Consider the following 24,366-nt stretch of genomic DNA (forward strand, 5'->3'; position numbering starts at 1 on the left):
GGGAGATGATGTTTTTACAGATGGTTGATTTTATATTAGATCTTCCTGACTCTGTAGAATCACATAGAAGTAGAGTATGAAGTGTGGAACCTTAATAATATCATTTTATTATTAATTATTTTAGCTGTAGGTGTAATAGCAATAGTTTATTTCAGTATGTATAAATTTAAAAACAAAAATAATGTTTATTAAAGTGCTTAAGGCACCTTTTTTTATATGTAAATCATGAAATCGTGAATAAATAAACAGATCTAAAGACAATTCCATTAGGTAGGACCAAAGAACTATTGTCTAACCTTGTCAAATTGTCTGTCTTTTCACCATAGAATCATGTACAAATATAAGTTGGATGGTATAATAATATCAAACAGGAATAATCGGGGTGATATGGATGAATAAGGCAATAATTATAGTTATTAGTTTTTTATTATTAGGTACTTCTAATATCTTGTTTGCAGTTGAAGAAAAAAGACCAGAAGTAGTTGATAGATGGCCGTATGGGGATGAGTACTATAATGAAGATAATATTGACTATATTAAAATTACTTTTGATGATGAAAAGGAAAATTTAGAGTTTTTAGGTATAGCTGATTTACGAGATGTACAAGTTATACCTGAAACAATTGGATCGAATCGTGTTGATTTAGAGTTATTAAATGATCCAGATAAATTAGAAGAAAAATTTGTAGTTAAAGATAGTTCAGATGATAAATTACATATAAAGATTCCTGTTACTAACTTAGTCCCTGATACTACCTATGAGGTTATCTTTCCTAGTGGTGTAGTTATGAATTCTTTAGAAAATGTTACAAATGAGGAAATCAAATGGGAGTTTGAAACTATTCATTACCCTAGAGTGACAACTGAAGACTTTTCAAAGCGTAATTTTTCTGAAGACTATAGCTATTCTGAGAGGCTAAGGATAGATGCAGATAAGATTTTAGGACAAGATGTTGATGTTTACTTTAATAATAGAAAAGCCCATGAAGTTGAAGTTGATACAGATGACGATGATAACCGTTATTTAGAGGTTTTGTTACCTCGATATAATCGATTAGAGCCCGGGATATATGATGTTTTAATAAAAAATTCAGATGATCATAAGACAAAAATATATGGAGCTGTAAGTATCATAGAATCGAAACATAATGATTTTATTCCTAAGGAAGATACAAGAGTTACTGATCGTGTTCGCCAGGGTAAGATTGTAGAGGAAGTAGGAAAAAGCAAGAAAACCCTTGAAGTTAGTAGATACTATAGTAATTGGCATTCATTGAATTTTAATCTTGATGATTTTATGTCTCCAAATACTAGGGAACGTGTTCTATCTTGGATTAAAAGGGAAGATGATAGATTAGATTTGATAGATTTAATATATCAAGGATTTGAATACTCTTTTATTGGACTAGACCTAGATAGTGATTATAAACGTGATGATGTTCAGTTAACTATCGAGAAAGTTGGTTCCCATAGAAAATCTTATTTAAAAAACAGGTTAAATGATTATGTTATAAAATCTGATTTTTATGAGTTATCCAAAGAGAACTTACTAATAGATTTTGTAACTTTAGAAATACCTTTCGAAAGTTATGAAAGTGATGAATTAAAGGTACTAAGGTTTGATGAAGATAATAGACAATGGACTGAAGATGGTATCTATTTTCCACAAATTCACAAAAGAGATCAACTAGTAAAAATAATAGCTGATGAATTGGGAACTTTTGTGGTTGTATCTGAAGGGAGGAATCAATAATGAAAAAGTATCTTATATTAACTGTAATATTAATTCTAGTAATGACAGTATCATTTAGTGAATCTAGCTCTGTATATGCAGATGATAAAATCGAGATAAAACTACAAAAGAATGCAGATTCACATTTAGATACTGATGGGCATGAATATATCTTAAGAATAGAAGGGATAGAAGGGTCGATACGAGTTTATGATTCTGATGATGTAGAGATAGATGATACAAGGCCTAATGATCCATTTTCAAGATATAAGTTAAGTAAAGAAGATATAAATGATAGTGTTATTATCTACTCTGAAGGAGAAAGGTTAGCTGAGATAGAGACAGATATGCCTACTATTAACACTATGAACCCATCTCCTTCAGAAATACTAGCTCAAGATGATGACCTAAAAATTGATATAAACAACTTTGATATGTTAGATCAAGAAAAGCCAGAAGATAATATAGATGTTGATGCTGAAATCAGATCAAATATTGATGATTATGATATTGAACTTTATGATTTTGATACTAAAGGAAGTAATAGTTTTGAAATTAATTTAAAAAAAGATGAAAATGATATAGATGGTTTTGATAACAATAGTGTTGATTTTAAAATAGAATCTGAGTATTCAAATGCATTTCAAATTCACGACGATTTAGAATTAGAAGATGTAAATATAACTCCTAATATAGGAACAACAGAAACTTTTGTAAGAGCTACTTCAGAGGATTCTCTTTCAGGACATAGTGTATTTTTACAAAGAGAAGATGCTGATATTCCAGAGTTTTCTCAGGATAATAGAGCTGAAATATTAGACCATGGTTATGACGAAGATGAAGAGAAATACTTTTTGATCTTCGAAGTACCAAATTTAGAGACAGGTAACTATTATGATGTGATTATCACAAATGAAGTAGGTGAAGAAGGTGATCCATCTGGTGAGATATTTGAAAGTATTGACCTTGATGAAAACTTTTTGATTTTAGAAGAAAGACATCTTGGTGTAATTGATAGAGTTGAGGATGATAGTGGGCCACACACTGGGCAGGATGTTACCCTTCAAGGAAATCACCTTATAAACCTACATCCTGATGATCCATTTTTTGATAGTGGAGAACCTGAAGTTAATATAGAAGATAGTACTGAGCTAGTACTAAATTTCGAAGACTTTGAAGATACCTATTATCGTGGGAAAGAAGTTAAAAAAGTTAAAAGAGTAATTTCTGGTAATATCAATGAAGAAGGGTTTGAAAGTAAGAGTACAGATAGATTAAGGTTTAATGGTGCGGAATATGGAACAGGAAATTTAGATGTTAGAATTCCGTATTATCTTGTTGAAGAAGAAACCACTGTGAACTTTAGATTAGATTTTGAGACTATAATTACTCTAGAAGATGATGAAGGAGACAAAGAAGAAGTAGAACTTCACGAGGTTGTAACAAAGGAAGATGCTTATACTATTGAACCGGCTACTTTTTATCCTGAGATTTACGAAATATATCCTGATAGGATCCAAGTTGAAGAGACAGAAGAAGTGGGTACATATACTCCAACAGAAGATGAGCTATTATTTTCTGTACATGGTGAAGACTTTTTTGTAACTCGTTTTTCTGATGACGAAGGTAATACTGTGACAAGGTATCCAGTTATTCAACTTTCTACAGAAGATGAAGAATTTATTTTAAACCCCAATACTGAAGATATTGAAGTAGATGACGGTGACAATGGAGATGAAACAGATGTCAATGAATCTACAATAGAGAAAATAGTTAATAAATCAAATACAGATTTACATTTTGAAGTATTAAATGATGATGGAGAAGTAGTTGACGGAACAGATGGAAATGAACTAGGTTGTAAAATCTTAGTTTGGATAGAAGATACTGAAGATATTGAGTATACTATTTCAGAATCAGCTGTTGGTATTGCTGGTGATGAAAATCATCAAGATATGACTATTTATAACCCTGAAGAAGGTACTAGTTTTTACCCAAGAAGTACCACAGCACGAGATATTATAAACTTCATTCGTGATATAGATGATGATCAAGAACCAAGTATAACAAATGTTGAACCAGATGTAATAACAACAGAAGGTGGAAGTGAAATTACTATAGAAGGACGACACTTTCAACCAGGCGTTAGGGTCTTTCTAGATGGAGAAGAAATGAACAACATTGAACTATCAGGGGCAGGTAATGAGATTACCTTTACAGCACCACCTAATAGGGATGGTGAAACTCAAATACAGGTTATGAACCCTGATGGTGGAATAGATACTGAGTCTTTTATGTATGTAGAAACATATACTGAACCTCAAATAACAGATATATCCCCAAAAAAGGGAAGTCAAGGTGATTTAGTAGTAATGAAAGGTGAAAACTTCTTATCACCTGTTCCGATGAGTGGGGGAGAAGGTAGAAGTAGTATTAACTATTTACTAGGAACTAGAGTTACCTTTGATGGAGAAGATATTAATGATTACAATCGTGATGGACGAGGAAATATTGAACTAGAACCATATAAAGCAAATGAAGATCTTACTAAGTTACTCTATCAAGATGAAAATGGTAGGATCCAGCTAGCTGATTATTATCAAAGTGTAGTGTTACAAGATAATGAAAATAATTTTTATATACTTGAAAGTGAACAAGATGGTACAATCAGCCTACATGACGGTTCTGGGAATAGCTATGAAATAGAAGAACATATAGAATCTGACGATTATCTAAAGAAGTTTAATGTAAGTTCAGCTATACATGGAGAAGTAAGAATTGCTTTAGAAGAGTCTAGTTCTAAAGATAGGGTGCTAATACTAAATGATAATGATGATTATATAACAGAACTTGATGTAAAAACCCCTTATAAAACTGAAGATGGTGAGATTATTGGGGATAGAGTCTATGTTAATCATCAAGGACAGATTTCATTTAATGTATCAGAAGAACAACCAGGCTATTATGATGTAGGTGTAGAAAATCCTGATACTAGTCAATACATTGTAGAAGATGGGTTTGAATATATTTATGATCCGGGTGCTAACCCAGTAATTCATAATATAGTACCTTCTGAAGGATCTGTAGATGGTGGTTATGATATTGTTATTGAAGGTGAAGATTTTCAATATGGAACTGAAGTTTACATCTATGGAACCAAGGTACCTTCTGAAAATATTGATATTAACCCTAATGAAACAGAAATAAATGTTGATGTACCTCCATTTCCTGGGGACTTAGTTGGAGATTATGGCGTTACAAGGCTTTCTGTATCTGTGATTGTTTCTAATACAGAAATTGGTGGAAGTGATTATAAAAAAGATGGATTTACGTATATAATCCCTAGAAGTAACCCACAAATCTTAGATATAGCACCTGGAAGTGGAAACGCAGCAGGTGGAGAGATAGTAGAAATTATAGGATCTGATTTTAGATTTTATGAACCTTTTGAAGATGAAGATAGAACAGGTACATGGTCAGAAGGTGAAGAGTTTAGTGATCTAAATAATAGCGGTAGATGGGATGATTTCAGAGATTTTTCACTTAATCAATTAGATAACTACTTAATACATCAATTTTACATCGATCATCTTGATGAAGATGATATTGATGAGGATAAATACACGAAAGATTATACTACTAATGAATGGAAAGACCTAGATGAAGTTAAATATCAAGATATAGTAAAAGAAACAGAAAAGAATTTAGTTAACAAGTTTGAAGACTATTTAATTTATTATAATTACATGAAAGAAGTAGAGTCAGAAGATCGAGAATATAGAGACTATACAATTACTGAATGGCTAGATATCCTAGAAGACAAAGACGGAGCTCAGGGCGATGAAATTACTCAAAAAGAGCTATTAAATGAAGCAAAAGAGAATATAGATAAAGATATAGAAGATGAATTACCAGATGAAGTAACTGAAGATATTACAACTAAAAAATTTGATGAACTAGTAAAACCAGTTCTACCTCAAGTGTTTTTTGGTAGAGAGTCTGCAGAGATTATAGATTTTGAAGGAGGGTATTTACAGGTTGAAACTCCAGACCATCCTGCAGAAGAGGTTCGGGTACAAGTATTAAATAATGATGGAGGTATTACAGATCCTGACTTCTTTATATTTGAAGAATCAGATCCAACTATAGAGGACCTTCTTCCATCAGTTGGACACATTGATGGAAGAGACCGGATAACATTATTTGGTGAAAACTTTTATCCAACTGAAATGGATATTTATAATGAAGATCTAGAAGTTGAAACTAAAGAGATGCCGATGGTACGCTTTGGTGATATAACTAATAGAGATATTCCAATTGGTGAAGATAATAGTGGAAGGATTGAAGGTAGAAGAACCACAGTGGAGCTAAAGGGTGGTCTAAGAGTCGAATACAATGCAGAAAGTGAAGAACTCACTTTGAGTATTGAAGATGATAATACTTATGAAAAAACATTTCCTTATAGTGGAGGGGATAAATATATTCCAGTAGACCTTTTACAAAATTCAAATAACTATGATGGTTTTGAATTAATAAGAGTTGAAGTTCAAGATAGACGTTTATTTGTTGAACGAGGATATGCACCTGAAACTGAAATTGTAGGAGACGGAGAAGTAGATATTTATATCCCTTCATATCATACAGCAGAAGAAGCGTTACTTCAGTATATTAATCCTGATGGTGGTATGGATTCAATTGAGTTTGAATACTTAAGACCAGATAGTAATCCAGTTATTGATAATATTACTAGTCAAGGTGAAGATCCAGAGATCAGTGAACGGGATGATGAAGTAATTGAAGTAGTTAAAGTTGATGAGTCTGGAGGTCATATTATAAGTGTTGAAGGAGAGGACCTAAGAGAAGGTGCTACTGTAGAAATTTCTAATATAGCAAAAATTCAACCTGAAGATATAGACTATGATGCACCAGATAGCTTAACTTTTGAAATGCCAGAAGTTATGGATGAAGAAGGTTTACATGAATTAAGGGTTATAAATGAGGACGGAGGACATGCTTCTTCTGTAGATGCAGCTCCTTCTATCTATATAGAAGTTTTAAGTCCAGATTCTAATCCAGGAATATTTGAAGTAGAACCAGATTTAGGTCCTGTATTTGGTGGAACTCATATAACAATTTATGGTGAAGAGTTTTTAGAAGGTCTAAGAGTATTCTTTGATGAAGAGAAAGTTTCAGTTGACAATGTAGATTATATAGATGATCAAACGATAGAAGTTACTACTCCACCTGGTGACACTGGTGAGACTATAATCTCAATTGAAAACCCAGATGGAGCGTTTTCAGATCCTAGAGGAGTCTTTACCTATATTAGTGCACCAGATATTATGTCAATAGTAGATCCTGACAATACTAATGATCGTATAAACACTATTAGTATGGAAGGTGACGAAGAAATAAAACTACAGGGTGATAATTTTGAAGAGGGGACACAAGTCTTTTTTGACCCTGCTCTAACAGAAGAAGAAAATGGTGAAGAACTATATATCAAAGAAGAGACTTATTATTTAGAAGATGGTAATGAAGCAGCTAATGTAGAATATATTGACTCTAAAAGGTTAGTTGTTACCACTCCAGAAGGAAAGCGTGATACTAGTGGTGTGATAGTTGTTAATCCTGATGGTGGTGCAAGTGCCATTTATGAAGATCTAACCTTTGGCCTACCGGAAATTAAAACACCTAAAGGTGTAGAGGCTTTCTTAGTTGACAATAGGTTTATTAGAATTAGCTGGGATGAGGTCTCTGATGCAACTGAATATATAATTTATGCTAAAGAAGATGGAGGGCCTAGAGAATTTATTGGCTCAACAGAACTTGAAAGTTTTTATTTTAGTGCTATTGAACCAAGAAAAAATTATTCGTTCGAAGTTAAAGCAGTAGGAGAATATGGTGAGTCAAAACCCTCTATGGAAACAGATGAAGTTAGTACCGGAAGTAGGTTAGATAAAGTTGATGAAGGTAGGGTTGTTGATAAAACTACAAAAGATCGATCAGGTAATACAGCTAAAGTACATGTAGGGCTTAGAGAAAGAGATGATCTTACTATAGACCTTACTAGAGGAAACCTAGCAGGAAGTGAAGAGGTAGAACTTAGCTTACCGGCTAAATTACTTTCACGTGTTGACCCAGTAGAGATAGATATTATAGGACAAGATTTCTATATGTCATTAGACCCTAGTGTTTTTAGAAGTCATAGATTACACAGAAATAGAATGAGAGAAGATGTCGGTATCAAATTTGAAATAACAGAAACTGATTCTAATGATAGTGATATATTAAATGGCTATGATCTAAAAGCTAAAGAGTTTTTAGGAAGTGAAACTAACTCTATAGATTATTTATCTAACGATATGGATTTATCATTAGAAGTAGATCAACAGAAAGCAAACTTTAGAGGATTAGATGACTATAAGCTAAAGAAATATGATAAACAAAATGATGAATGGAAGACTTTAGATAGTGATAGATATACAAGTGATATAGAAATAAGAATTGACAGGTTAGGCACATACTCTGTAATTGGCTCTAGGGGGGGAGGATTTTAATGAATAAAAGGTTAATGTTTTTGTTTACTTTATTATTTTTAATGACTGTAGTAATTGGACAAACCTACGCAGTTGATAGTTATTTTGGAAACACTATAGAAGGTTATTTACAACAGTTAGATGATGAAGAATTAGTAATCGAAACCTATGAAGGAGAAGAATATAGTTTTTCATATGATAATGATACAAATTTTCTAATAGATGGTTATCATGTAGAAAGACAAGAGTTTAATAACGGTATGGAGATCACTGCTTCTGTAGGTGTAGATAACTATATTAGTGAACTAGAAGGATATTCTACAGAAGATCCGGGATATATCCCCCCTGGTAGTAGAGTAGAATTTGGTACTGTTGTTGATATTGACGGAGATGAGATTGAAATAATTAATGATATAGGAGAAACTAAAACGTATTTTACTTCTTTTAATACAACAGTAAATATTAGTGGTAGAGTAGGAGAAATGAATGATATTTATGTTGGAGACCGGTTAAGACTTCATTTTGATAGTATTAATGATAATGTCATCAGTGAAATAAATGTTCAAGGCCATGGGGCTAAAGTTACCGATTTATACCGAGGGGAGATCGGGATAGCTAGAAATTTTGGTAGCAGAGTAAATCTAGTTAACTTAGAGGTATTTAGAAATGGTAAGTGGCATCAAATTAACAATAGATTACGTGAATCCTATGATAACTTTGATATCTATTTAAATGGTAAAGAAGTAGATAATTTAGAAGACCATAGAGGAAGAACAGCTTATATGGTTATGGAAGAGTTTTTTGGAGAAGATCGAGTTAAAAAAATGGTGCTACAAAGTGATAATGAGATAAGGTATTCAACACAAATAGAAAATATCAATTGGTATTCAGAAACCTTTGAGTTAACCAATAATAGAAACTTTAATTTTAATGATGGTACTATGGTTGTTCAAAATGATCGCTTAATTAACCATAAAAGCCTTAGCCCAAAGTCTGATGCATATGTAATTGGTGATGGACGAGGGTCTCATCGAACAGCTAATATTGTATATGTCTATGATCAAGCTATAAATCACTCTAATGTAGGAGAAAATTACATCTATGCTGGTCGACTAGATAGTATAGACAAAGATAGGTTATGGATTGATGACTTTTCTTTATTAAGAGATCATGTGTGGAATAAATTTGATGATAATAAAGAGCTGTTTATTCATGATGATACTGACATTTATAACAATGAAAAAGATGAAAGTGTCTCTAGAAGAGAGTTTTATCATGAAGATTATCATGATAAGTATGGTTATATCTATACTGATGGTGACGATGTTGAAGCAATTCTTGTTGAAGATTCCTTGTCTTCACTATTAGAAAAGAGAATCACTAATGGAACAGTTAACTCCATTAAAGAAGATGAACTAGCAGGAACTCAAATAGAAATTTATGATGCTAGAGACTGGAGTAGTAAAAGAACTGAATGGGTACCAAAAACAGTTAATTTAGATATTCTAGTAGAAAATAGTATGATCATTAAGGATGGTGAACAGATTTCACCAGAAAAACTACAAGAAGGTGATAGTCTATATATCATTAGAGAAGAAAATGAAGCAAAGCTAGTACTTGTAAACTAAATCAAAGGAGTTGACTTTAAAAATGAAAGTCAAAGTAACAATTTTATTTTCTACACTGTTTTTATTTCTCATGACAAACTTAACTATAGCTGCTCCCCCTGGTTTTTTTGGTGGAGTAAATGATGATTATGAACATGAAGAAGTTGTATTTATTTCAGGTGAGCCGATCACTTTTAGAGGTACAATTACAGTAGATGAAAGAGAAAGACGTGGAGATCTGACTGTAAGATATAACTTTGATCTAGAACCAAAAAATGGAGACATAGATGGTAGCATTAGAAGGCGTATGTCTTTTGAAATAGAAGAAGAAAAAAGAGAAAATAGAAGTCAAACCATTACTAATACAGAACTAGATAGTTTTAATGAACGAATTCAAATAGAAGATGATAATTATACATTAGAGGATTATCAATTATCAAAATCTGTTATAACAGATAATAGTCCTGCTTCTGACTTTTATTCAGGTAATTTCACTGGTCGTAAATACTATGATGTAAATAACGGTGATGGTAGAGTTGTAATAGATATGAGTGGTGGAACTGTTGGCTATGAAAACTTTTGGGGAACAACAGAAACTATGGTAATTGATCATGATATTGAATCAGAGATAGACCGTGAAACAGGAGATGGAAGTGAGCGAGTGACTTGGGATGGGACTGTAAGGACTAATGTATCTGATAGTGCTACAAGTCTTTTAGAATATGATGAAAAAGAACCAAGCTACTCCACCTATAGAGGTGGGTATATGAAAGTAACTGAACAAGAAATGGTATCACAGTATTCTTTTAATTTACCTAAATTTAAAGAATCAGAAGATCATGGAGGGTTAGAGGTTGTAAATGGAACTAATAATGGCACTAAACAATTAATTAAAGATAGAAACCCACAAGTTAATGGCCTAATAGTTCCTAAGTTTAGAGACATTGGAGGACACTGGGCAGAAGAAGACATAAAAAAACTATATTCTTTAGATGTGTTCTCAAACTCTAATGATTTCTTTACTCCAAATGCTAATATGACAAGATCAAAGTTTCTCAAAGGACTTATGCGAGCATCTGATATTGTTCCTGAAGAAGATGAAGAAGATGATAATAACAATAATTTTAATGTGAATAACGATCTATTTGGTAACAATGATGAAGATGAAAATGAAAATGAAGAACAAAATGATGTACCTTTTGTAGATGTACAGTCAGATGATGAAATTTATCCCTATGTTGAAAAAGCATTGTCTAAAGAAATTCTAAAAGACTCAGACCTAGAAAATGATACCTTTAACGCTGAAGACCCAATAACTAGGGCAGAAGCTATTACTTATTTAATTAGATCTCTAGATTTTGAAGCTAAAGCTCCTGCACCAGGGTTTAGTTTACCATTTAATGATAGTCATCAAATACCAGATTATGCGAAAGACAGTATTTATGTTGCTGCTGATATCGGATTAGTTTCAGTAGATGATAATGTAAGACCTAATGAAGAACTTACTCGTGCAGAAGCTTCAGTGTTACTAGTTAGGTTTTTAGAGTTTCTTGAAAAAGACTTACAAAGAGATTATCGTGAAGAAATTGTGTTATTTTATTAAACTTAAGGGTCGTCTTATAAAGGAAAAGGTTGGATTTTTAAGTTGAAATATTACAAGCTAATTCACAAACTTTTGACATAAAAAATAGCAGTTCTCTTTATCAAAAAGGAGAGAACTGCTATTTTTAATTAATGCACGTAAATCAGATACTATTCTATTAATTAACAAAGTAAGTTATAAAAATACTCCCAATGATTAATAAAATTAAAAGTTCCTTTAAAGTAAAATGACGATATAGAGATTAAAAGAAAAAAAACAAACTATAAAAGTCAAAATATTAAGTAGTTCCAATAACCATAATCTATTCTCTTTTTTGTACTTCCAAAACATAAAGGCATTAAAAAACCCAGTTGCAATAATAATTCCAGTCACAAATAAAATGAAATTCCCTGTGATTATGCTTAAACCAAAACCCAAAACAAAAATTACAATATTCCCATATTTATGAAATTTATTTATCAGCTCAAAGTCTTGGTCTTTAATATTATATTTTTTCTTCATGAAGTTTTCTAAAATAGTAGTTATAATCTCAAATGAAACGATGACCAGTATAAATTCAAGTAAAAAACCTAAGATAGTAGACCCTCCTCCCTTACCATCGATGCACATAACATATCTAAGTTCGTTAAACATCTACCTCGATTTAATTATACATTATTTGGAAGTAAGCTGAAAGTCTAGAATTATAAGAAATACCACACAAACTTCACGTCTAAAATCATGTGATTTGACTGCTACTTTTTTGTGATCTACCCTGTGATTTTAGATTTTTAACTTCAAAACCGACTTAATAAAGGTTACTTTTTTTTAATAAAGTTACTGATCTCACAAAATTGTCTAAAAAAAAGGAAAAACAAGAAAAATGTCGAATATATTATAATAGGTTCGTGGATTCTCAAATAAGAGGAGGAAAAGTAAATGAAAATCTTTAAAGGTCAGATGCTTCTAGTACTATCCTTAATAGTACTAATAGGAGTACTAAGTGGTTGTACAGAAGAAGTAGCAGAACAAGAAGCAGAAAAAACAGATGTTGTTGTTGTCGGAGGTGGAGCTTCTGGGCTTATGGCAGCAATTGAAGCAGATGAAGCAGGAAAAGATGTTATTTTGCTTGAGAAAATGCCAGCTCTTGGAGGAAGTACTATTAGATCACAGGCTTCTTTTTTAGCAGTGGATTCTTCTATTAATGAAGAACTTGAGATTGAGCCTTCAAAAGAAAGTTTAGTAGATTTTTTAGTAGAACAAGGCGATGGTGAAGTAAATGAAGAATTAATAACTCGTCTTGTTGGTATTTCAGGTGATACTGTAGATAAACTATTAGACAAAGGTGTTCCTTTTAACACAGAACAGCTTTCAACTGGTACACCACATTCTTCAGAGAAGTGGCGAGTGAGAACTGAAGGTGAGGGGCCAGGATTAATTTCTGCTCTACAAGATATTATAGATGAAACTTCAATTGATTTAAGATTAGAATCTTCAGCTATTTCATTATTAGAAGAAGATAATGAAGTTGTAGGTGTTGAAGTAGAAAGTAATGATGAAGTATATGAAATTGAATCACAAAAAGTTATTTTAGCAACTGGTGGTTTTGATAGAAATGAGGAACTTATGGAAGAGTTAAATAGTGATTATGACAATAATGTAAGCTTGACTGGTATAGGTAATACTGGTGACGGTTTAACTATGGCAAAAGAAATGGGTGCAGACATCGTTGGTAATGGTGTTATAGGTATCATGGCTGTAAATGAAGATTTTGGTTATATGGGTGATATTGGTAGCTTGTTATACGGGTCAAATTTCTTTATCAATCAAGACGGAGAACGTTTTGCTGATGAATCTAAGTTCTACCCAGAGTTTCATCAAGATCTTAATGATCAGCCAAATAAATTAAGTTATGTTTTGTTTGGAGAAGATAGTTATCAAGAGAATCTAGATGAAGCAGTTGAAGAAGGTGTTGCAGTTAAAGCAGATACTATTGAAGAATTAGCAGACGAGTTAGAAATAGACCCAAAAACTCTAACTAATACTATTGAAACCTATAATGAAGACTATAGAGAAGGAGAAGACACAGAGTTTGGAACATCTGTTGATAATATGACTCCTATTAAAGAAGGTCCTTATTATGCACTACAGGTTAAGCCTGCTAAGATCGGTACAATTCCTGGACTAAGGACTGATGAAAATACTAGAGTATTAGACGAAGACGGAGAGCCGATTCCTAATTTATTTGCTTCAGGTGAAGTTATTATGGGAAATGTAATAATGGATGAATATCCATCAAGTGGTATGGGAATATCAACTGCTCTATTCACAGGAAGAATAGCTGGTATGGAAGCAGCAGAAGAAATTGAATAATTAACATAAAAAGAGGCTGAAACTCGTTTACGGGTTTCAGCCTCTTTTTATGTTATAAAACTTCTTATAACCTATTTCTCTATATATACAGCATGATCCTTTTGTGACCACTCAACTGTAGCCCCTAATTTTTCACTAACAAATCTAAGAGGAACAACTAGTCGATTGTTTTTGGTAATAGTTGTAGAATTATCTTGGTCTAAATAAAGTTTAGTATTTTGTTCACTTGTCTCTATAGTGACCAATCGTTTAGAGCCTATCCAACGTGTTTTTGCACCAAAGGCATCTGAAATAGTTCTAAGTGGAACTACTGTATTGTTGTTATTATCTATAAAAGCTGGTTGATCTTTTATAGCAAGTAATTCATCATTAATAAATACATCTACAGTTTCATCTTTTTGATCTGTTACGATAAAGCTTTTTCTAGGCTCTAAATTAAAAGCTCTTAAAGCAAAAAAATCATTTCGATACTGAACTATATCATAAAGGTTATGGTTTTTGCCTTGATTACCAACCTTTGACCAATCCCTGCCATTATATGAGGTGACCATTGTACTATTATTTCCAACAGCAATGAACTTCTCATCATTACTAGCTATGGCGTATAAGTGGTCATTTAAATCAGCTACCTCCACTTTTTTCCAGTTAAGCTTATCATTTTCATCATCTTCGTCATAATAAAAGATAGTGCCATAGTCACCAACAGAAACAAATTTCTCGATTTCTTCATTGTAGGTGATATCATTAAGTATAGGAAAATAACCACCTGTAAGCCCTTCATAATCTATAACTTTACGTTCCCATTCTTCATCTTCTAAGATATATACTTCAGCATAGTTATGATTTTTTTCAATAACAATTGTTTTATCATCATTCCAAGCAATACCTTTTAGATCATTAGATGAGATAGACTCTGTTTCCCAGTCTGTCCCGTCTTGTGAAGTTAGTACAGTACCAGAATCTCCAATAGCAATAAACTCATCATCATTCCAGATAATATCACTTAACCGGTTGTTGTTTTCATCAAATTGCATTTCCCAAGTATTTAGATCTTCAGATGAATAGATAGTTCCTTTTTTAGTCACTAAGATCCAGATATCGTTATTATATGCTATACCAGTGAATTCATCTGTGATATCAGTAGTGGTAGTAGACCAATTAGTTCCGTTATTTGAAGTTATAATAACTCCTCTATAGTCATCTGAACCTACTGCTATTAATTTATTATCTTCCTGTATAAGACTATTTAATGTTAGATCATCTTCTGTATGTATAGTATTCCAATGTTCACTAGCTAAAGTAGTATTACCAAAGTTTATGACTAAAAGTATTACTACAATATAAATTAGTTTCATTATTATTACATCCCCTCTCTAATAGATTCTCAAAGTTAAATTCTACTTTTATCTACAGATTCCTTCAAAAGTTAATAGGGTTATTAGCTAGCTAAGAAATATATTGTATGATAAGCTAAAATCATATTAGATTTAAAAGGGGAGTTTTTATATGTCTAATTTAGAATATAGAATACTAGGATCTGTAATGCCTATGCTTGAGTTAAAGTTACAAAAAGATCAAAAAGTTTATTCCCAGTCGGGTGCAATGCAGTGGATGGATGCTAACATAAAAATGGATACGGGTATGCAAGGTGGTATGTTTGGTGCTTTAAAAAGAAAAGTTTCTGGAGAAGATATGTTTTTAACTCATTTTTCTGGCTTAGAAGATAAAGCTACAGTTGCCTTTGGGCATACTTATCCAGGGAGTATAATCCCATTAGATATTTCTAAAGGTAGTATGATTTGTCAAAGAAGATCTTTTCTTTGTGCAACAGAAGATGTAGATTATGGGGTATACCTACAGAAAAAGCTTAGCACAGGCTTTTTTGGAGGAGAAGGTTTTATAATGCAAAAATTATCAGGAAGTGGTACAGCTTTTATAGAGATTGATGGTGAATGTGTAGAAAAAGAGTTGGCTTCTGGTGAAACAATAAGAGTTGAAACTGGATCTGTAGGAGCCTTTCAAGAAAGTGTTACTATGAAGATTGAACGGGTTAAAGGTATTAAAAATATGTTTCTTGGAGGAGAAGGGTTGTTTTTAACAAGTCTTACAGGACCAGGAAAGGTGTGGCTACAAACTATGCCAATTCAAAGTTTATCAGGTGAATTATCAGGTTATTTACCAATTAATAATTCTTAAGTTTAATAAAAGCCCTACCATTAAGTAGGGCTTTTATTGATTACTCTTCAGTAATTTCTTGTTGTGAATCACTAGATAATTTATTATCAATATTATTTAATGATTCATGCATTTTGAAAATTACAATAAGTAATTCACAGTAAACTCGTGATGTTAGCGGACCTACTACTAATATTATGAGACCGAAGAAAACCTGAAATCCGCCACCAAATTGAGCTGCCATTCCTGAAACAATACTAGATAACCCAATAAAAATTGAAACTGCAACTCCAATCCAAAAAATAATTTTAATAATGGTAGGAGTAATCATTTTGTTAAAAGAAACAAACTCACGTAGATAATCATTAAGTTCTTTTTGATTATTGCTCATTCTAGCCCTCCTTTATTGTTAGTTAGTCGAGAGATTTACTCAGTAATGTAGTTTTACTACAATGTAAATAGTTCTCAACATAGTATTAAAAATCCTTTTATAAGTTAATATAAATTCAGATTTAAAGGGATAATATAAATATAGCTTTCTAATTAATATTAACGTTAGTATAACTATGTTATAATTTTAAATAACAATAATGAATTGAAAGGGGCTCTACTATGAGTGAAGATATCCCAAAGGTGCTAATAAGCTCATGTTTAGGTTTTTCTGCATGTCGATATGATGGAAGTATAATAAGAGAAGACTTTATTGAAGAACTTAAAAACTTCGTGAAATTTATTCCAGTTTGCCCTGAAGTAGGAATAGGACTTGATACTCCTCGAGATGTTTTAAGACTATATCGAGATAATGACTCAGTTAGGCTATATCAAAAAGATACAGATACAGACTTAACAGAGGGTCTACGGGAGTTTTCAAGTGAATTTTTCAGTGAGTTAGGGAACATAGAAGGTGCCATTTTAAAGAATCGTTCACCAAGTTGTGCTGTGAAGGATGCTAAAATTTACACAGAAAAGGAAAGTAATATTACTGAAACTAGAGAGTCTGGACTTTTTACTAAAGAGCTTTTACAAGAGTATCCTAAGCTTACGGTTGAAGATGAAGGGAGATTAACTAATCTAAAAATTAGAGAAAACTTTTTGACTAGTATATTTACATTGAATAGGTTTAATAAAATATATGAAAATGGAACTGCTAATGAATTAATTGAGTTTCATAAAAACCATAAGTTTTTAATTATGTCCTATAATGAAGAGAAAATGAGAAAACTAGGTAAGCTTGTTGCAAGTCAAGATAAATTCTCTCGTGAAGAATTATTTAACTTGTACCATAAAAATTTAGTAGATGCTTTACATAGTGATGATACTCTAAATAAAAAGATTAATGTACTGATGCATATCATGGGTTTTTTCAAAGATAAAGCAAACTCTGATGAGAAGGCTTTTCTATTAGATACTCTAGAAAAATATAGAAATAATCAATTACCGCCATCAGTTCCCATTAATATTTTAAAATCCTGGGCTGTAAAGTATGAGGAGGATTATCTATTATCCCAATACTTTTTTTCGCCCTTCCCTGAAGAACTTTTGAGTCTTGATGATTCAGGGAAAACAAGATAAAATTACTGATAAGTAGCCTTTGTCTGATTTTGTCTAAAGTGAAGGTTTAGTTTAATAAAGTGATTTTTTAAGTGTTTAGGGTGGAGGTGCTCTTTGAATGGACAAGCTAGATTTTATTCCTATAATTTTGGGTAGTGATTCTAATGCATATGGAATGGCTAGATCTTTTTATGAAGAATATCAAGTATCAAGTATTGCTTTAGGAAAAGGACAGCTTCCTCCTACTCAAAATAGTAACATCATATCAGTTGAAGTTTATAAAGATTTAGATAAACCTGATGTTTTTCAAAATACACTAATTCAAAAAGCAAAAGAACTTAAATCTAAAGCTGATAAGTTAATATTAATAGCAAGTAGTGATAATTACGCAGAATTAATCATTAGAAATAAAGAGGTACTAGAACAGTACTACATTGTTCCATTTGTGAGTGAAGAGTTAATGGATCAATTGATCTATAAAGAAAATTTCTATGAAGTATGTGAAAAGTATAATATTGATTATCCTAAAACATTAATTTGTACCCCTGAGGATAAGGATAATATTGAACCTTCTTTTGAGTTTCCTGTTGTAATTAAAGCATCTGATAGCCTAAGTTATGCTGTCTGTAATTTTAAAGGTAAGAAAAAAGCTTATATAGTTAACGACAAGGAAGAGTTTCGTGATGTTATTGATAAGATTTACTTATCAGGATATAATGGTAATTTAATAATTCAGGAATACATTCCTGGAGATGACAGTGAGATGCGGGTTTTAAACTGTTACTCAGGTAAAGATCAAAAAGTTAAGATGATGTGTTTAGGTAGGGTTCTTTTAGAAGATTGTACACCACTTTTAGTTGGAAACTATGTAGGTATAATAAATGAATATAACCAACATATTTATAATAAATACAAAGCTTTTCTAGAAGAAATTGGCTTCGAAGGTTTTGCAAATTTTGATATGAAATATGATCGTCGTGATGGTAAGTATAAGTTGTTTGAAATGAATCTTCGTCAAGGTAGAAGTAGCTATTTTGTAACTGGTAGTGGTTATAATTTAGCTAGATATTTAGTAGAAGATAGAGTTTACAATAAAGAGCAAGAGATAGTTTTTGCTGATAATGAACATTTATGGCTTAGTGTTTCTAAAGGGTTATTACTTAAGTACTTAAATGATAAATCCTTACAGTCAGAAGTGAAGAAATTGATAAAACAAAATAAATACTGTTCTACTTTAGATTATAAAGAAGACTTTAATATGAAACGTTTTATAAAAAACCTTTCATATAACTATGAATACTACAAAAGGTTTAAAAGGTATTATGAGAAAAAGTATTAGAAAGGGGGTAAGAACTTGCCTATACTAGACAAGTCTAATGAAAAAGAATTAGCTAGATATAATGAGTTTATCAGATCCTCAAAATATACCCATGCTACCCAAGATATTAATTGGTCACAGGTTAAAACAGGTTGGGATAATGAACAGGTCTATGTTGAAAGAGATGGTGAAATAGTAGCAGCCATGTCTCTTGTAATTAAATCCGTTATATTTAATTATAGTATGCTTTATGCGCCTAGGGGACCTGTCTGTGATATTACTGATGTTGATTTAGTTAATGAACTCGTTTGTGAAGCTGATAAAGTAGCGAAAAAGCATAATGCTTTTATGTTACGTTTTGATCCTGAAGTGATCTATGATGAAAATATTGAATCACGTTATCTTAATTCAGGTTATAAGGTGAGAAATCGAGATAAGGATAAGGATGATTTAATCCAACCAAGGTATAATATGATACTAAATATACAAGATCATGATGAAGAATCTTTGATGAGTAAGTTCAAATCAAAAACAAGATATAATATCCGGTTAGCTCGTCGTAAAGGTGTAACAGTTACTTATTCTGATAGTGATGAAACCTTAGACATATTTTATAAGTTATATGAAGATATGTCTAAGAGAAAAGGAATCGGTTATCGTCCTTATAGATATTTTAAAGATATGCGTGATGCTTACAAAGGTAGCTTGAGAATTTATGTAGCTGAACATGAAGGTGATTATTTAGCAGCTGGTATATCAATTAATTATGGTGGTAAGGTTTGGTATGTATATGGTGGTAGTACTAGCTATAAAAGAAATTTAATGGCAAGCCATTTGTTACAATGGGAAATGATTAAATGGGGACTTGAAACAAATGCTCATGAATATGACTTTGGTGGTGTATTTGTCCTAGATAATAAAGATGGGTTATATAGATTTAAAAATGGTTTTTGCCATGAAGATGGTGTAACCGAATTTATAGGAGAATTTGATCGAGTTTATAAACCGTCAATATATTATGCATTTACAAATATTGTTCCTAAAGTACAAGAACTAAAAAGAAAGTTAAAAAGGTCAGCTTAGAAGTCAATCCTTCCGAATTAGGAAGGATTGACTTTCTAATATAATATTGTATATATGTTAGGGGGGAGATAATGGTATCAGGTATTGTACTTACTTTTTTAATAGCTATAATTGCATTAACAGTAAACTTTATCTATTCACCGATAAGTCCAGTCTTAATAGCTGTTTTTTTAGGAATCATTATTAAAAACTCTGCTTATTTACCTAAAAACACTGAACCTGGAATAAAGTACTCTGCAAAAAAGTTACTAAAACTAGGGATTATCTTATTAGGGGTGAGGCTTAGCTTTTTTGATATCCTGAACTTAGGCTTTTCATCACTACTTATTATAATAATTTGTATACTTCTTGCTTTATCTTTAGTTATCAATTTATCACGATTTATAGGCGTACCTAAAAAATTAGCTACCTTAATTGCCATTGGTACAGCTATATGTGGTAACACTGCAATAGTAGCTTCTGCACCTGTAATTAAAGCAAAGGAAGAAGAGGTAGCTTTTGCAGTAGCAACTATTACTGTTTTTGGATTATCTGCAATTATAATTTATCCTTTGATTGGTGGTTTTATTGGTCTAACTCAAGTAGAATTTGGTACCTGGGCTGGTACAGCTATAAATGATACAGGACAAGTAATTGCTTCTGGTTTTTTATATGGTGACAAAGCAGGTGAGGTTTCAACTATAGTTAAGTTGACTAGAAATATCTTTTTAGCACCTGTTGTATTTTTATTTTCTCACTTAACTGTGAAAAATGAAGCTAGTAAAGAGGATATTAAGGTAGATTATACAGCTATCTTTCCATGGTTTGTAGTAGGTTTTTTAGGGATGGCCTTACTTAGAACAACTGGTATCCTACCAGAGACTTTAATCTCTACTATTTCATTTTTATCTGATCTATTAATTGTTATGGCATTAGCTGGGATAGGTTTAGGAATCCAACTATCTTCTCTTAAAGGGTTAGGTTTAAAAGCTTTCTTTACAGGTTTAACAGCTTCATTTATTATGGGTATAACTAGTTTATTATTGATAACATTACTTTTATAATATAAAAAGGGAGCTTTTTTTAAGCTCCTTTTTTTCTTACCTGTTCAAAAAACCTCGTACCAATCTATCTATGATTTTACCCTCACGTGAGTACAGTTAGTATTATTAGACTACTATCCTGCGTTTTTAATATTCGTTTTTGTATTTTAGAAGGAATAAACATGTGAAGTGTCAAAATATTTTATATAATGTTCTTTGTATTAATCACAGTTATATTAAGGAAGTGATTACTAAATGGTTACGAAAAAACCTAGCGGCCCAGTGTTTAGTAATATTTCCATTATAAATCGTGCTTTTTGTGAATTAGGTTCTCCACTCCCTTACGATATGTTAGTGGAGTATGTCCAGGTAAACTGGGCAAATGGTAAAGGGTTAGATAGAAAAACTTCTAGTGAACATGTAAAAACAGCGCTTTCTGCAAGTTTTTATTTTGAAGAAGCCTTTAAGGGATACTACCGAAAAAAAGAATTTCAATTTAAAGAATTAGATGACCTTCATGACCAGTTAAAAGAGACATTAGTTCCACAAACCTTTAATAGTACAAACAATAATAAGTATCAAATCAAGGATATTTATCTAGATCCTCGTTTTGATGTAATGGAAATAGAAAATGGAAGTGTTGATTCTAAATATATATTGTTAAGTGAATGGGAACTACTAAATGATTTAGTTATTAGAATTATGGCAGAAGATAATTCTAATAAAACGGTTAAAGAACTTACAAATCAGGTTAAAAATAAGTATGAAATTAATAATGAAAATGCACTATTTATTCCCCAGATAGATAATAGGTTTACTGTTACAAAAGATTTAGTAAGTCTTAGCTCTTCTAGAGAACAAGTTATTAAAGAATTAAATGATGATAGTAAGTTTCATGTAGAGGTCACACCAAGTATTAGAGAACAGATAGCTAAAAAAACACATGATATTTTTTCATATATAACGAGTGGTACAGAAGTTAAGATACGTAATATAGTAAAAAATATATTTTCCCTTGATGTTTATAAAACAAATTTCCCAGCATATTTTCAAGCTGTACGTGAACATTTAATAGCTTATGATGATATCTATCTAAATAGTAAACAAGATGCTATTATTTACATGAAAGCAAACCCTTTTTCAAATACAAGGCCTCATGCTAAAACAATATCTTACCTTAGAAAGCATGAACTGAAATCCCCTTCTAGTGACAATTCCCTAACTTATACATTAAGATATTATGATCGCATCCAACAAACTCTTGAAGGTAGTTATTTTTCTAACTGGATAAAGAAAGATGATCATCTAAAGGTATACTTACAGTTAGAAGACCAAACAAAAGAATTAATATTCTTTTTTGAAAGAGACAGCTGTTTATTATATGGTGGTCATTTAGTAAAGTTAATGAACAATTTTTCATTAGTTCCTGGTCAAAGACTACATTTTTTTTGTGATGATTCAAAGTAAGCGTCAAACTATCCCCACATAGTAAAACAGCTTAGTTTGTGTCATAATTCCCCCAACTAACTAAGTAGGGGGGGAATTTTCATGTCACAAACTGAAAACAAATATGAAAAGTTAAGAGAAAGTTGGAAAAAACACATAGCTGAATTCAGATCTAGCGGCATGACTACTAGAGAATGGTGCAATACTCATAATTTAAGTATCACCAAACTGCGTTACTGGCTCAGAAAATACAAAGACCAAGATTTAAATAATTACAAAAGTACTTCCGAGACTCAGTGGTTACCACTGAAAGTTGACAATACCAACCAGGTAGAACCGGAAACTTCTCAGATGACAGTTAAAGTAGGTCAGGCTTCAATAAAAGTTGGTCCTAATTTCGATAGCCAACTTCTAAAAGATTTAGTCAGGACTCTTTCAGAACTATGTTGACAGAAGCCAGTGTAGAAAGAGTCTACCTGGCAGTTGGCAAAACAGATCTAAGAAAATCCATAGATGGTTTGGCAGTTTTAGTACAACAGAGTTTTGAATTAGATCCATTCTCTCCATGCCTGTTTGCTTTTTGTAATCGCAAAAAAGACAAGATTAAAATACTCTACTGGGACTCATCAGGCTTTTGGCTGTACTACCATAGATTAGAAGAAGGTAAATTCCAGTGGCCCGATGATAACACCACACAGACAGTAAGCATAAGCTACCGCCAACTACGCTGGTTACTCGATGGGTTAGCTTTAGATCAACGAGAAGCTCATAACCAAGTAACAAAGAATAAAATTTTGTAAAAAATCACTGATTTCAAAGGTTTTTAGGACAAAAAATCGAATTTAATTAGTATGGCAAATCAAGAAGAAACAATCCAACAATTACAAGATAGATGTGCTAAACAGGAACGACAAATTGCTGAATTGAAAAGCCAAAACGACTGGCTCAAAGAACAATTTAAACTAAATCAAAAACGGCAATTCGGTAGTTCCAGTGAAGCTAGTTCTCCAGATCAAATACAGCTTTTTAACGAAACTGAAAAAGAAGCTGATGTTTCTGCAAAAGAGCCTGAACTGGAGGAAATTACATACAAGCGTCGTAAATCCAAAGGCCAGCGAGATATACAATTAGACGGCCTTGAAGAGGAAGTTATAGAGCATCGCCTTTCTTCAGAAGAACAGGTGTGCTCTTGTTGTGGTGATAACCTTCATGAAATGAGTACAGAAGAAAGACGTGAAGTAAAGATCGTTCCTGCCAAGGCCAAGGTAGTAAAACACATTAAATTTGTTTACAGCTGCAGAAAATGTGATAAAGAAAATACAACTACACCAGTAAAAACAGCACCTTCTCCGAATCCTGTGATTTCAGGCAGTTTAGCTTCACCTTCTTCTGTAGCTTACATAATGACTCAGAAATACTTAGAAGCGCAACCACTTTACCGTCAAGAGCAAAATCTATCTCGTTTAAGTATTAAATTGTCACGTCAGACTATGGCTAACTGGATGATTAAAACTGCAAATGATTGGCTCACTCCTTTGTACAACAGATTGCATAAATTACTTTTAAATCACAAAACCCTACATGCTGATGAGACTACCCTACAAGTTTTAAAAGAGGATGGTAGAAAAGCCAGTAGTAAATCTTTCCTTTGGCTTTATCGTACTGGTGAAAATGCCAACCCGATAGTGCTCTACGACTATCAGACAACTAGAGCCAGTAAACATCCCATTAAATTTTTAAAAGAGTTTGAAGGATATCTCCATGTTGATGGTTACCCCGGTTACAACGACATACCAAATGTTAGTTTAGTAGGCTGTTTAAGTCATGCTAGGCGAAAATTTGACGAAGCTTTAAGTGCACTTCCTAAAGATAAGCAAAACGCCGATTTGGCATCTCGTCAGGGACTTGAATATTGTAATAAATTATTTGCCATAGAGC

Annotated in this window: 17 protein-coding genes; 14 read left to right on the plus strand and 3 right to left on the minus strand. The window is 32.1% G+C overall.

What is annotated here, in order from left to right:
• The first annotated feature begins 391 nt into the window (after positions 1-391).
• The 4 genes from CDO51_RS02570 to CDO51_RS02585 are packed head-to-tail and all read left to right on the plus strand — an operon-like array spanning position 392 to position 11,481.
• Complete coding sequence (locus CDO51_RS02570; RefSeq protein WP_089022734.1) at positions 392-1,753, plus strand: hypothetical protein; 1,362 nt, start codon at positions 392-394, stop codon at positions 1,751-1,753.
• Positions 1,753-8,292: an IPT/TIG domain-containing protein gene (locus tag CDO51_RS02575; RefSeq protein WP_089022735.1), complete on the plus strand. Its 6,540-nt coding sequence runs from the start codon at positions 1,753-1,755 to the stop codon at positions 8,290-8,292. The genes CDO51_RS02570 and CDO51_RS02575 overlap by 1 nt, the downstream gene beginning before the upstream one ends.
• Positions 8,292-9,899 (plus strand): hypothetical protein, encoded by a 1,608-nt coding sequence (locus tag CDO51_RS02580; RefSeq protein ID WP_089022736.1) that lies wholly within the window; start codon positions 8,292-8,294, stop codon positions 9,897-9,899. The genes CDO51_RS02575 and CDO51_RS02580 overlap by 1 nt, the downstream gene beginning before the upstream one ends.
• A gap of 22 nt (positions 9,900-9,921) precedes the next feature.
• Positions 9,922-11,481 carry an S-layer homology domain-containing protein gene (locus CDO51_RS02585; protein WP_089022737.1) on the plus strand — a complete coding sequence of 520 codons (1,560 nt, stop codon included), beginning with the start codon at positions 9,922-9,924 and terminating at the stop codon, positions 11,479-11,481.
• A 216-nt stretch (positions 11,482-11,697) separates the two neighbouring features.
• On the opposite strand, the gene CDO51_RS02590 is transcribed toward CDO51_RS02585, so the two are convergent.
• Positions 11,698-12,114, minus strand: a complete 417-nt coding sequence (locus CDO51_RS02590) for a DUF4181 domain-containing protein (RefSeq protein WP_089022738.1) — start codon at positions 12,112-12,114, stop codon at positions 11,698-11,700.
• A gap of 285 nt (positions 12,115-12,399) precedes the next feature.
• On the opposite strand from CDO51_RS02590, the gene CDO51_RS02595 reads away from it, so the two are divergent.
• The gene (locus tag CDO51_RS02595) at positions 12,400-13,833 is read left to right on the plus strand and encodes an FAD-dependent oxidoreductase (protein ID WP_089022739.1); all 1,434 of its coding nucleotides are present in this window, start codon (positions 12,400-12,402) and stop codon (positions 13,831-13,833) included.
• A gap of 71 nt (positions 13,834-13,904) precedes the next feature.
• Here CDO51_RS02595 and CDO51_RS02600 read toward each other — a convergent pair whose 3' ends face one another.
• Positions 13,905-15,188 (minus strand): stalk domain-containing protein, encoded by a 1,284-nt coding sequence (locus CDO51_RS02600; RefSeq protein WP_089022740.1) that lies wholly within the window; start codon positions 15,186-15,188, stop codon positions 13,905-13,907.
• A gap of 151 nt (positions 15,189-15,339) precedes the next feature.
• Between CDO51_RS02600 and CDO51_RS02605 the strand changes: the two genes are divergently transcribed.
• Positions 15,340-16,029, plus strand: a complete 690-nt coding sequence (locus CDO51_RS02605) for a TIGR00266 family protein (RefSeq protein ID WP_089022741.1) — start codon at positions 15,340-15,342, stop codon at positions 16,027-16,029.
• A gap of 40 nt (positions 16,030-16,069) precedes the next feature.
• Here CDO51_RS02605 and CDO51_RS02610 read toward each other — a convergent pair whose 3' ends face one another.
• Positions 16,070-16,399 (minus strand): DUF4282 domain-containing protein, encoded by a 330-nt coding sequence (locus tag CDO51_RS02610; protein ID WP_089022742.1) that lies wholly within the window; start codon positions 16,397-16,399, stop codon positions 16,070-16,072.
• A gap of 221 nt (positions 16,400-16,620) precedes the next feature.
• On the opposite strand from CDO51_RS02610, the gene CDO51_RS02615 reads away from it, so the two are divergent.
• The 8 genes from CDO51_RS02615 to tnpC all read left to right on the plus strand — a co-directional run.
• On the plus strand, positions 16,621-17,580 hold the full coding sequence (locus CDO51_RS02615; RefSeq protein ID WP_089022743.1) for a YbgA family protein: 960 nt from the start codon (positions 16,621-16,623) through the stop codon (positions 17,578-17,580).
• A gap of 97 nt (positions 17,581-17,677) precedes the next feature.
• Positions 17,678-18,898, plus strand: coding sequence for a carboxylate--amine ligase (locus CDO51_RS02620; protein ID WP_089022744.1), 1,221 nt, complete (start codon positions 17,678-17,680; stop codon positions 18,896-18,898).
• Positions 18,899-18,913: 15 nt separating this feature from the next.
• A complete protein-coding gene (locus CDO51_RS02625) occupies positions 18,914-19,960 on the plus strand; it encodes a lipid II:glycine glycyltransferase FemX (RefSeq protein ID WP_089022745.1) in 1,047 nt (348 codons plus the stop codon).
• 71 nt (positions 19,961-20,031) lie between these two features.
• Entirely contained in the window at positions 20,032-21,003 is a 972-nt protein-coding gene (locus tag CDO51_RS02630) for a YeiH family protein (protein ID WP_089022746.1), read from the plus strand.
• 234 nt (positions 21,004-21,237) lie between these two features.
• A complete protein-coding gene (locus CDO51_RS02635) occupies positions 21,238-22,449 on the plus strand; it encodes a hypothetical protein (protein ID WP_089022747.1) in 1,212 nt (403 codons plus the stop codon).
• Positions 22,450-22,530: 81 nt separating this feature from the next.
• Positions 22,531-22,878, plus strand: coding sequence for an IS66 family insertion sequence element accessory protein TnpA (gene tnpA, locus CDO51_RS02640; protein WP_089022748.1), 348 nt, complete (start codon positions 22,531-22,533; stop codon positions 22,876-22,878).
• Positions 22,872-23,228 (plus strand): IS66 family insertion sequence element accessory protein TnpB, encoded by a 357-nt coding sequence (gene tnpB, locus CDO51_RS02645; protein ID WP_089022749.1) that lies wholly within the window; start codon positions 22,872-22,874, stop codon positions 23,226-23,228. The genes tnpA and tnpB overlap by 7 nt, the downstream gene beginning before the upstream one ends.
• A gap of 51 nt (positions 23,229-23,279) precedes the next feature.
• The coding region (tnpC, locus tag CDO51_RS02650; protein ID WP_089022750.1) for an IS66 family transposase at positions 23,280-24,366 on the plus strand (1,087 nt) is incomplete at its 3' end.

The sequence above is a fragment of the Natranaerobius trueperi genome (assembly GCF_002216005.1).
Lineage (GTDB): Bacteria > Bacillota > Natranaerobiia > Natranaerobiales > Natranaerobiaceae > Natranaerobius_A > Natranaerobius_A trueperi.

What these genes read in the sequence shown, in the direction of transcription:
- CDO51_RS02570 (WP_089022734.1), top strand. Translation starts at nt 392, where the DNA reads ATGAATAAGGCAATAATTATAGTTATTAGTTTTTTATTATTAGGTACT.
- CDO51_RS02575 (WP_089022735.1), top strand. Translation starts at nt 1,753, where the DNA reads ATGAAAAAGTATCTTATATTAACTGTAATATTAATTCTAGTAATGACA.
- CDO51_RS02580 (WP_089022736.1), top strand. Translation starts at nt 8,292, where the DNA reads ATGAATAAAAGGTTAATGTTTTTGTTTACTTTATTATTTTTAATGACT.
- CDO51_RS02585 (WP_089022737.1), top strand. Translation starts at nt 9,922, where the DNA reads ATGAAAGTCAAAGTAACAATTTTATTTTCTACACTGTTTTTATTTCTC.
- CDO51_RS02590 (WP_089022738.1), bottom strand. Translation starts at nt 12,114, where the DNA reads ATGTTTAACGAACTTAGATATGTTATGTGCATCGATGGTAAGGGAGGA.
- CDO51_RS02595 (WP_089022739.1), top strand. Translation starts at nt 12,400, where the DNA reads ATGAAAATCTTTAAAGGTCAGATGCTTCTAGTACTATCCTTAATAGTA.
- CDO51_RS02600 (WP_089022740.1), bottom strand. Translation starts at nt 15,188, where the DNA reads ATGAAACTAATTTATATTGTAGTAATACTTTTAGTCATAAACTTTGGT.
- CDO51_RS02605 (WP_089022741.1), top strand. Translation starts at nt 15,340, where the DNA reads ATGTCTAATTTAGAATATAGAATACTAGGATCTGTAATGCCTATGCTT.
- CDO51_RS02610 (WP_089022742.1), bottom strand. Translation starts at nt 16,399, where the DNA reads ATGAGCAATAATCAAAAAGAACTTAATGATTATCTACGTGAGTTTGTT.
- CDO51_RS02615 (WP_089022743.1), top strand. Translation starts at nt 16,621, where the DNA reads ATGAGTGAAGATATCCCAAAGGTGCTAATAAGCTCATGTTTAGGTTTT.
- CDO51_RS02620 (WP_089022744.1), top strand. Translation starts at nt 17,678, where the DNA reads ATGGACAAGCTAGATTTTATTCCTATAATTTTGGGTAGTGATTCTAAT.
- CDO51_RS02630 (WP_089022746.1), top strand. Translation starts at nt 20,032, where the DNA reads ATGGTATCAGGTATTGTACTTACTTTTTTAATAGCTATAATTGCATTA.
- CDO51_RS02635 (WP_089022747.1), top strand. Translation starts at nt 21,238, where the DNA reads ATGGTTACGAAAAAACCTAGCGGCCCAGTGTTTAGTAATATTTCCATT.
- tnpA (WP_089022748.1), top strand. Translation starts at nt 22,531, where the DNA reads ATGTCACAAACTGAAAACAAATATGAAAAGTTAAGAGAAAGTTGGAAA.
- tnpB (WP_089022749.1), top strand. Translation starts at nt 22,872, where the DNA reads ATGTTGACAGAAGCCAGTGTAGAAAGAGTCTACCTGGCAGTTGGCAAA.